At 69.6% G+C, this 9,220-nt stretch carries 9 protein-coding genes; 5 read left to right on the forward strand and 4 right to left on the reverse strand.

Translation table 11 applies throughout. The features are described from left to right. Positions 1 to 83: 83 nt before the first annotated feature. Positions 84 to 998, reverse strand: a complete 915-nt coding sequence (locus B551_RS07700; protein ID WP_052511289.1) for a biotin--[acetyl-CoA-carboxylase] ligase — start codon at positions 996 to 998, stop codon at positions 84 to 86. Between the two features lie 129 nt (positions 999 to 1,127). Between B551_RS07700 and B551_RS07705 the strand changes: the two genes are divergently transcribed. The 5 genes from B551_RS07705 (at position 1,128) to B551_RS07725 (ending at position 6,042) form a co-directional block, all read left to right on the forward strand. Then, entirely contained in the window at positions 1,128 to 2,252 is a 1,125-nt protein-coding gene (locus tag B551_RS07705) for an ABC transporter permease (protein ID WP_006579621.1), read from the forward strand. After that, on the forward strand, positions 2,249 to 3,115 hold the full coding sequence (locus tag B551_RS07710; RefSeq protein WP_006579622.1) for an ABC transporter ATP-binding protein: 867 nt from the start codon (positions 2,249 to 2,251) through the stop codon (positions 3,113 to 3,115). Before B551_RS07705 ends, B551_RS07710 begins: the two co-directional genes overlap by 4 nt. Then, positions 3,115 to 4,074, forward strand: a complete 960-nt coding sequence (locus tag B551_RS07715) for an MlaD family protein (protein ID WP_006579623.1) — start codon at positions 3,115 to 3,117, stop codon at positions 4,072 to 4,074. The genes B551_RS07710 and B551_RS07715 overlap by 1 nt, the downstream gene beginning before the upstream one ends. Positions 4,075 to 4,103: 29 nt before the next feature. Beyond that, positions 4,104 to 4,730, forward strand: a complete 627-nt coding sequence (locus tag B551_RS07720; protein WP_023263811.1) for an ABC-type transport auxiliary lipoprotein family protein — start codon at positions 4,104 to 4,106, stop codon at positions 4,728 to 4,730. A 61-nt stretch (positions 4,731 to 4,791) separates the two neighbouring features. Then, a complete protein-coding gene (locus B551_RS07725; protein ID WP_043438033.1) occupies positions 4,792 to 6,042 on the forward strand; it encodes a VanZ family protein in 1,251 nt (416 codons plus the stop codon). A 359-nt stretch (positions 6,043 to 6,401) separates the two neighbouring features. On the opposite strand, the gene pxpA is transcribed toward B551_RS07725, so the two are convergent. The 3 genes from pxpA to pxpB are packed head-to-tail and all read right to left on the reverse strand — an operon-like array spanning position 6,402 to position 8,928. Further along, positions 6,402 to 7,136 carry a 5-oxoprolinase subunit PxpA gene (gene pxpA, locus B551_RS07730; RefSeq protein ID WP_006580167.1) on the reverse strand — a complete coding sequence of 245 codons (735 nt, stop codon included), beginning with the start codon at positions 7,134 to 7,136 and terminating at the stop codon, positions 6,402 to 6,404. 38 nt (positions 7,137 to 7,174) lie between these two features. Continuing rightward, complete coding sequence (locus tag B551_RS07735; protein WP_006580168.1) at positions 7,175 to 8,233, reverse strand: biotin-dependent carboxyltransferase family protein; 1,059 nt, start codon at positions 8,231 to 8,233, stop codon at positions 7,175 to 7,177. Further along, positions 8,230 to 8,928, reverse strand: coding sequence for a 5-oxoprolinase subunit PxpB (gene pxpB / locus B551_RS07740; protein ID WP_006580169.1), 699 nt, complete (start codon positions 8,926 to 8,928; stop codon positions 8,230 to 8,232). The genes B551_RS07735 and pxpB overlap by 4 nt, the downstream gene beginning before the upstream one ends. Between the last annotated feature and the right edge of the window lie 292 nt (positions 8,929 to 9,220).

Raw genomic sequence — 9,220 nt, forward strand, 5'->3', positions numbered from 1 at the left:
CCAGGCCCACTTCAGGCGCGTATTGCCGATATCGATCAGCAGCACGGTGCCGCTCGCCTTGGCTTGCGCATCGTGGTTCGCGCTCATCGCGTCCCCTCGCCGGCAGGCCGCAATGACAGTTCGCCAGAGGCGATCCGCTGCAACCCGCTTGCCGTCTCCAGCAGCAGATGACCTTCGCCATCGACGCCGCGCGCCATGCCCTCGGCCTGCACCGCGCCGTCGTGCAGCAGCCGCACCGGCTGGTCGCGATAGGCGTCGCGCGCCGACCAGCGCCGCGCCATCGGCGCGAAGCCGTCGGCAAGGAACGCGATCCGCATCGCGGCCAGCCGGTTCAGCACCGCGGCCAGCAGATCGGTCGGCCCATGCTTCGGATCGAATCGGTCCATGCATTCGGTGACGCCTGCCAGAGACCGTCCGAGCGCGGCCTCCATCGCGGCATCGCGCACCAGGTTCAGGCCGATGCCGACCACGGCCCATACCCGCTGCGGACCCGCGGGCACCGACTCGATCAGGATGCCCGACAGCTTGCGGCCGTCGATCTGCAGATCGTTCGGCCATTTGAGGCCGACCGCCTTGCCCAGCCGCGCGTCGACGTCGTTCAGCGCCTCGGCCAGCGCCAGCCCGACCGCGAGGCTCAGCCCGGCCAGCCGCGCCGGCGGCAGCGCCAGCGGCAGCGCGACGGAGAACGTCATGCCCGCCTGGCCCTGCCAGGGCCGTCCCTGGCGCCCGCGTCCGGCGGTCTGCCGGTAGGCGAGCCGGAGCATGCCGGCCGGCAGCATGTCTGCCTCGGCCCACGGCGTGCGCCGGCAGGCCTGAACCAGGTCGGCGTTGGTCGAGCCGGTCTCGTCCACGATCTCGAGTTGCCACTGCGCCGCGTCCTCGACCAGTGCGGCCCGCAGGCGTACCGGATCGATGCGCCAGGCAGGCGGCAACGAGAGGGAAGGCGTGGGGAGATCGGCGGAGGAATCGGCCGAAAAATCGGTGGGGGCGGCGGTCATGCGGGCGGAGGAGGCAGCAAATCGGCGGCGGCCGACGATATCGGGCCATGCGCATTGTAGCCGCGTCCACTTTGGCGCCCGCCGGCGCGTGGCTTAAAATCGGCTTTCGCACCTTACATCGGTCAGCCATTGGAACGCTATACGAAGCCGGACATCGCTGTCACGCAACAGGACGGCACCGCCGCCGTGCAGTTGCAGGGAGACTGGACCGCGCTGTCGCTGGCGCAGGAGCGCTGCGCCCATGACCTGCGCCGGCAGCTGCAGGCCCTCGTTCCCGGCACGGCGCGCTGGCAGCTGGGCGGCATCGGCCGGCTCGACCATATCGGCGCGCAGTTGTTGTGGCAGGCCTGGGGCGAGCGCTTTCCGGCCCATCTCGAGGCCACCGACGGCCAGCGCCGCGCGTTCGAGCGGATCGCCGCGGTGCGGCGGCACGGCTGGAAAAAACGGATGGTCGACCGCTTCAACCCGGTCACGCTGCTCGGCGCGTCGATGCTGTCGCTGTTCTCGCAGCTCGGCAACGGCGTCGCGATGCTGGGCCAGCTGTCGCTGGACCTGCTGCGCTTCGCCGCCGCGCCGCGGCGCGGCCCGTGGCGCGAGATCTCGGCCAACGTCTACAGCATCGGCTACAAGGCGCTGGGCATCACCGCGCTGGTGGGCTTCCTGATCGGCGTGGTGCTGGCCTATCTGCTGGCGAACCAGCTGCGCACCTACGGCGCCAGTGTCTTCATCGTCAATATCCTCGGCCTGTCGGTGATCCGCGAGCTCGGGCCCGTGCTGGCCGCGATCCTGGTGGCCGGCCGTTCGGGCTCCGCAATCACCGCGCAGATCGGCGTGATGCGCGTGACCGAGGAACTCGACGCGATGCGGGTGATGGGGATCTCGCACAGCTTCCGGCTGATCATGCCGCGCGCGATCGCACTGGCGGTGGCGATGCCGCTGCTGGTCGCCTGGACCGCGCTGCTGGCGCTGATCGGCGGCATGGTGGCCTCGAACATGCAGCTGGGCCTGAGCCCGGTGTTCTTCCTGCGCGAGCTGCCCAACGCGGTGCCGGTCGCCAACCTGTGGCTTGGCCTGGGCAAGGGCGTGGCCTTCGGCATGCTGATCGCGCTGACCGCGTGCCACTTCGGCCTGCGCATCAAGCCCAATACGCAGAGCCTGGGCGAAGGCACGACCGCGTCGGTGGTCACCGCCATCACCGTGGTGATCGTGGCCGATGCGATCTTCGCGATCCTGTTCAAGGATGTCGGCATATGACGGCGATCGTCGATACCGGCCGCGACACGGTGCAACGGGGTCGCACGCCGATCATCGAGGTACGGGGCCTGGTCAAGCGCTTCGGCGATACCGTCGTGCACGACGGCCTGGATCTGGAGGTCTATCGCGACGAGGTGCTGTCGATCGTCGGCGGCTCGGGCACCGGCAAGACCGTGCTGCTGCGCCAGATCGTCGGCCTGGAGCGCCCCACCGCCGGCACCATCCGGCTGTTCGGCGAAGACCTCGCCGGCCTCGACCCCGCGCGGCTGCAATGGATGCGCAACCGCTGGGGCATGCAGTTCCAGCGCGGCGCGCTGTTCTCGTCGCTGTCGGTGATCGACAATATCGCGCTGCCGCTGCGTGAACTTCGCTGCCTTCCCGACAATCTGATCTGCGAGGCGTCGCTGCTCAAGCTCGAACTGGTCGGCCTGTCGGCGCGCGACGCCGACAAGATGCCGGCCGATCTGTCCGGCGGCATGATCAAGCGCGTGGCGCTGGCGCGCGCGCTGTCCCTCGAGCCGGAACTGGTGTTCCTGGACGAGCCCACCGCGGGCCTGGACCCGATGGCATCGGACGACTATGTCGCGCTGATCCGCGAACTGCGGCGCGAGCTGAAGCTGACGGTGGTGATGGTCACGCACGATCTGGACACGCTGGTCGCGCTGTCCGACCGCGTCGCGGTGCTGGCGGACCGCAAGGTGCTGGCGGCGCTGCCGATCCCGCAGCTGGTGAAGAACGACCATCCCTTCATCCGCGAATATTTTCTCGGCGAACGCGGCCAGCGTGCGCTCAGCGCGCTGCCCGGCGGCGCCCACCCTGCATCGGACGTGGCGGCCGTGTCCGGCCACGCTGGAGAGTCGTGATGGAAAACAAGTCGAACGCCTTTCTCGCCGGCGTGTTCACCATCGGCCTGGCCGTGCTGGTGCTGTTCGCGCTGTTCTGGTTCGGCACCGACCACACCGAACGCGTGCCCTACGACCTGGTCACGCGCTCGACCGTGACGGGGCTCGGGCCACAGGCGGACGTCAAGTACCGCGGCCTGACGGTGGGCCGGGTCGAGTCGATCCGCTTCGATGCGTCGGTGCCGGGGCAGATCATCGTGCGCATCAGCGTCGACAAGGAGGCGCCGATCACGCGCACCACCTATGCCACGCTGGGCCTGCAGGGCGTGACCGGCATCGCCTACGTGCAGCTGGACGATACCGCCGCGCAGGAAGGCAGCACCGCGCCGTCGCCGCCGCTGGAGACCTCGCCGCGCGCGGTCGCCCGCATCCAGATGCGGCCGGGCTTCTTCGAGGAACTGGAGCGGCGCGGCGACTCGCTGTTGACGCAGGTCGAATCGCTGATGGCCTCGCTCAACGACATGTTCCAGGGCGAGAACCGGCGCGAGCTGATGACGACGATCCGCTCGATCAAGGAGGGCGTTGACGACTATGCGCGCGTGGCCCGTGCGATCGAACCGGCCGCGCGGCAGTTGCCGCAGGTAACCGCGAACCTGAATGCGACGCTGAAGTCGACCCAACAGCTGACCCGCGAGCTCGGCAGCCCCGACGGCACGCTGATGCGCACGGTCGACGGCGTCGGCCAGCAGTTGCGCGCCGCGGCCGGCTCGGTCGAGCACGCGGCCAACAATCTGAACGACCAGACCTTGCCGCAGCTCAACGGCCTCGCGCGCGACGCGCGGCAGACGGTGCGCAGCCTGGACCGCGCCGCCGGCCAGTTCAACGAGCGGCCGCAGAGCGTGCTGTTCGGCGGCTCGGCGACCCCGCCGGGTCCCGGCGAGGACGGCTTCAGCGCGCCCTCGGCGGGGACCGCACCGTGAATCCAATCCTGCACCGGGAACCGATGCCCATGACCGACGCCGTCCTGTCCCGCCTCGCCAACCTTTCCGCGCTGCTGCGTCCGGGCGCCGGCGCGATGCTGGCCGCCTCGCTGCTGGCCGGCTGCTCTCTGCTGCCGGCCACGCCGCACAGCACGACCTACGATCTCGGCCCGCCGGCCGCCTCGCCGGCACAGGGCAAGACGCTGCCGCGGCTGCGCGTGCTGTCCACCGATGGCCCGTCCTGGCTGGACGGCAACGCGATCCACTACCGGCTGCGCTATGCGCAGGCCGAGCGCCTGCAGCCCTATGCGACGCAGCGCTGGATCATGTCGCCGGTGCGGCTGTTCGACGAACGGCTGCGCGAAGCGGTGTCGGCACGCGGCGAACTGACCTGGGCCGGGGATACGCAGGCGCCCGCGCTGAAGGTCGATATCGTCGACTTCGAGCAGGTCTTCGACAGCGCCGACAGCAGCCGGGGCGTGGTGCAGGTGCGCGCCACCGTGATGCGCAACGGCATGGTCGGCCAGAAGACCTTCACCGCCGAGCAGCCCGCCCCTAGCGCCGACGGCGCCGGCGGCGTGCGCGCGCTGGCCGGCAGCACCGATGCCGTGATCGCGGCGATCATCGACTGGGTGGCGACGCTGCCGGTACGATGAGCCGATACATCAGCGGGTACGCCAGCCGGTACGCCGGGCCGGTACGCCCGCAAGCAGCATCATGAAACAGCACGACCTGCCACCGTCTCCCGTTCCTCCGGACCCGCGCCTCGGCGCGGTGCCGCCGGAGAACGCGGCCATGCTGCGCCATTCGCCGCTGGCGCGCTTCGGCCTGCTGTGCCTGACGCTGCTGATGATCTACGCCAGCCTGTATCCGTTCACCGGCTGGACCGACAACGGCATCTCGCCGTGGGCCTTCCTCAACGCGCCCAAGCCGCGCTACATCACCGACTTCGATCTGCTGACCAATGTGCTGGGCTATTGCCCGTTCGGCGCGCTGGTGGTGCTGTCGCTGCATCCGCGCGTGACGGGCGCGCGCGCCGCGCTGCTGGCGTTCGCTGCCGGCATCGTGCTGTCCGGCGCGATGGAGGCGCTGCAGACCTGGCTGCCGAACCGCATTCCATCGAATATCGATCTGATGACCAATGCGCTGGGCGCGCTGCTCGGTGGCACGATGATGGCGCCGTTCGCCAGCGCGATGATCGATCGCGGCACGCTGCGGCGCCTGCGCATCGCCTGGTTCGAGTCGCACGCCAGCTTCGCGATCATCCTGATCCTGCTGTGGCCGTTCGCGCAGATCTTTCCGCAGGAGCATCTGTTCGGCATGGGCGGGCTGGTGCGGCAATGGCTGACCAATCCCGAGTCGTGGCCGATGCAGCTGGTGCAGTGGGTGTTTCCGGGCTTCCTGCGGCTGCAGGAGGACATCGGCCTGCGCCCCGACGACATGCAGCAGCACCAGCTGCTCGAATCGCTGGTAACCGGCTGCGCGTGGGTCGGCACCGGCCTGTTCGCCTCGGTGGCAATGCGCCGGCAGGCCCCGACGCTGCGCATCCTCGCCGGCCTGCTGGCCGCCACGCTGCTGCTCAAGGGGCTCGCCGCCGAACTGCAGTTTCCCGCCGACAACGCCTTCAACTGGCTGTCCGAAGGCGGCCGCTACGCACTGGTGACCGGCACGCTGGCGCTGGTGCTGCTGGTGCGCCTGCCGCGTCCGCTGCGCGGCATCCTGGCGATGAGCGCGCTGCTGACGCTGGTGATCCTGACCAACGTGCTGCCGCCCAATCCCTATGCCTGGGTCTCCGAACAGGGCTGGCGGCTCGGCCGCTTCGTCCATTTCAACGGCCTGGCCCAATGGCTCGGATGGCTGTGGCCGTTTCTGGCCTTCTGCTATCTGGCCTGGCGCGTCGAGCAGTTCGGGCTCACGCGGCGAAGGGAGCGGCGGAGGCAGCGCGGGGCGCCGCGGGCAGACGGCTAGACGACGTCGCGCTGTCCCCCATTGCCCTTCCTGCGACGTCACCGTTTTCACATATTCCAGAACCGGAAGACGGCAGCAGCCTGCGACTGTTTCGGCAGCCAACGCGAATGTCGGCGCGTCATCGCAGCACTGAGCAGAGATCGCCCTTCAAATCGTGCTTGTATCGGGGGCGTTGGAGGAAGTGTTGCAGACCCCGGACTCGAGGAGCCCACCTGTCGAGGCTGCCGTCATACTGACGACCTCTACAATCGTCCGCGCTTGTCTGCAACGTACGAAGTTTAAGTGGCAAATCGGCACAGGCAACAGCCGTTCGACCCGCCGCGCAAGTCCAGGGCAATTCGAGCAAGAATATCGCCTGCCTAAGCCCGCACCGCAATCCCCTCTTCCCGCAGACGATCGCGGATCCGTTGGGCGAAGGCCAGTGCATGCGGCCCGTCGCCGTGCAGGCAGACGGTATCGGCCTGGATCGGGATCCATTGGCCGTCGATCGCGCGCACCTTGCGCTCGCGGACCATCGACAGCGTTTGCGCCAGCACGGCCTCGTCGTCGTCGAGCAGCGCACCGGGCGTGCCGCGGCGGACCAGCGAGCCGTCGGGGTTGTAGCCGCGATCGGCGAAGACCTCTTCCTTGACCGTCAGCCCGGCCTCGCGCGCGACCTCGATCATCACACTGCCGGCCAGGCCGAAGAAGACCAGTTGCGGGTCGAAGTCGCGTACCGCGTCGACGATTGCCTGCGCCTGCGCGCGGTTGCGCGCGGCCTGGTTGTAGAGCGCGCCATGCGCCTTGACGTGGGCAAGGCGGCCGCCCTGGGCCTTGACGATCGCCGCGAGCGCGCCGATCTGGTACAGCACGTCGGCATAGATGTCGCGCGGGTCGCGCCGCATCTCGGTGCGGCCGAAATTCTCGCGGTCGGGATAGCTGGGGTGCGCGCCAATGGCGACGCCCTTGGCCAGTGCCCACTGCACGGTCTGCAGCATGGTGGCCGCGTCGCCTGCATGCCAGCCGCAGGCGATATTGGCCGAACTGATCAATGCCAGCAGCGCTTCGTCGCTGCCGCAGCCTTCGCCGAGGTCGGCGTTCAGATCGATCTGCATGGCGGATCTCCCGGAAGGGTTCGTTGAGCTGGTTTGCATCACGGCAGCGTGGCGTCGGCCGACGGCAGCTGGCGCGTCATCGCCCGCCGCCGCGCGGCCAGCGCCTGTCCCCCGGCCCGCGCCTCGCCTTGCCATGCCACCGCCTGCGCGACCTGGCGCAGATAGGTCTGCACCTGCATGCGCGCGGCCTCTGCCTCCTCGAGGCCGACGCGGTGAAAGCGCACCGCCGCGCCGAGCGGCGCCTGCGCCAGGCGCCACAGATCGGCCTCGATGACGACGCCGATCTTCGGATAGCCGCCGGTGGTCTGGGCATCGGCCATCAACACGATCGGCTGGCCGCCCGGCGGCACCTGCATGACGCCCGGCACCACGCCATGGGACAGCAGTTCCGGTGCGCCGCGCCGCCGGGCCAGCGCCGGCCCTTCGAGCCGGAACCCCATGCGGTTGCTGTTCGGCGTGACGGTCCAGTCGGCCTGCCACAGCGCGTGCTGGGCCTCGGTCTCGAACTGATCGTACTCCAGCCCGGGCAGCATGCGGATCGGCAGCGCGCGGCCGTCAGCGACCGATGGCAACGGCAACGCGCACGCGGGCGACAGCACGCCGATCCGGGGCGATGGCGCCGTGACCGAGTCGCGCCGCGTCGCGTCCAACCGGTCGCCCCGCCGCAGCGCGCGGCCCTGGTATCCGCCGAAGCCGGCCTTCAGATCGGTGCTGCGCGAGCCCATCGCCAGTGGCACGTCGATGCCGCCGGCCACGCACAGAAAGGTACGGGTGCCCCCGCGAGGCGCCGGCAGCGTCAGCGTGCTGCCAGCGCGCACGTCGAACGCATGCCAGCACCAGACCGGCTCGCCGTCGAGGTCGGCACGGCATTCGGCGCCGCTCAGCGCGATCCGCAGGTCAGCGTGGAAGCGGACCGTGGCGCGGCCCAGCGTCAATTCGATGGCCGCCGCGCCGGCGTCATTGCCCAGCAGCAGATTGCCGACCCGCAGCGCGACGGTGTCGAGCGCGCCGGCCCCGCCGACGCCGAACCGCCGCATGCCGTTGCGGCCCAGGTCCTGGATCGACGCCAGCGCGCCGGGGCGAAGGATCTCGATCATGGGCGCACCGATTTGGCGAGTGGCTCGGCAACCGATGCGACAACGAAGCGCACGGTATCGCCCGGCGCCAGCAGCGAGGGCGGATCGCGCTCGGGCAGGAACAGCGGCAACTCGGTACGTCCGATCAATTGCCAGCCGCCGGGCGCGGCTGCGGGATAGACGCCGGTCTGCTCGCCGCCGATGCCGACCGCACCGGCCGGCACCACCAGCCGCGGCTCGGTGCGCCGCGGCGTGGCCAGCGCCGGGTCGAGCCCGCCCAGATAGGCGAAGCCGGGCTGAAAGCCGAGGAAGTAGACGGTATAGCTGCCCGCGCTGTGCCGCCGCACCACCTCCTCGGGCGTCAGGCCGGTATGCGCGGCCACGTCGGCCAGGTCGGGGCCATCGTCGCCGCCGTAGCGGACCGGGATCTCGACGACGCGGCCGCCGACATGGCTGCTGGCGTTGCTGCCGTCGCCTTCCCTGTCGGCGCGCTCCCACGCCTGCGCCAGCCGCGCTTCGAGCGCGAGCGGGTCGGCGCCCTCATCGAACAGCACCGTCAGGCTGTTCATGCCGGGATAGGCATCAACGACGCCGGGCCAGGCGCCGGCGGCATCGGCCATCGCCCAGAAACGGCGCTGCACGTCGAGCGACGCGGGTGGCGGCACGCTGCACAGCAGCGCGCGCTCGGCAAGGCGGTGGATCGTGCAACTAGCCATGATGGTGGTCGGTCCGGAATTCAGGAGGCGCGCGGGGTCCGGGAATGTCGTTGGAATTCAACTCCGGAATGCAGCTCCGGAATGCACCTCCAATATGCGCGGCGGAGCGCCCGATGCGTCTTATCGGCAATTTATCGAGAAAGTGAGTTTTGCGAAACCTGTGCCGCCATGCCGACGCCTAGGGTTTTCCATAGCGGCACGCGACGATAGTTGATTAGATCAATCGTCGATGTCCCGCTTAAATTTGCCCGCATCCTCGCAGAAAGGACCCTCACGGAGACGCCATGACATT

Origin of the sequence: Cupriavidus sp. HPC(L) (genome assembly GCF_000307735.3) — a bacterium.
Classification (GTDB): Bacteria; Pseudomonadota; Gammaproteobacteria; order Burkholderiales; family Burkholderiaceae; genus Cupriavidus.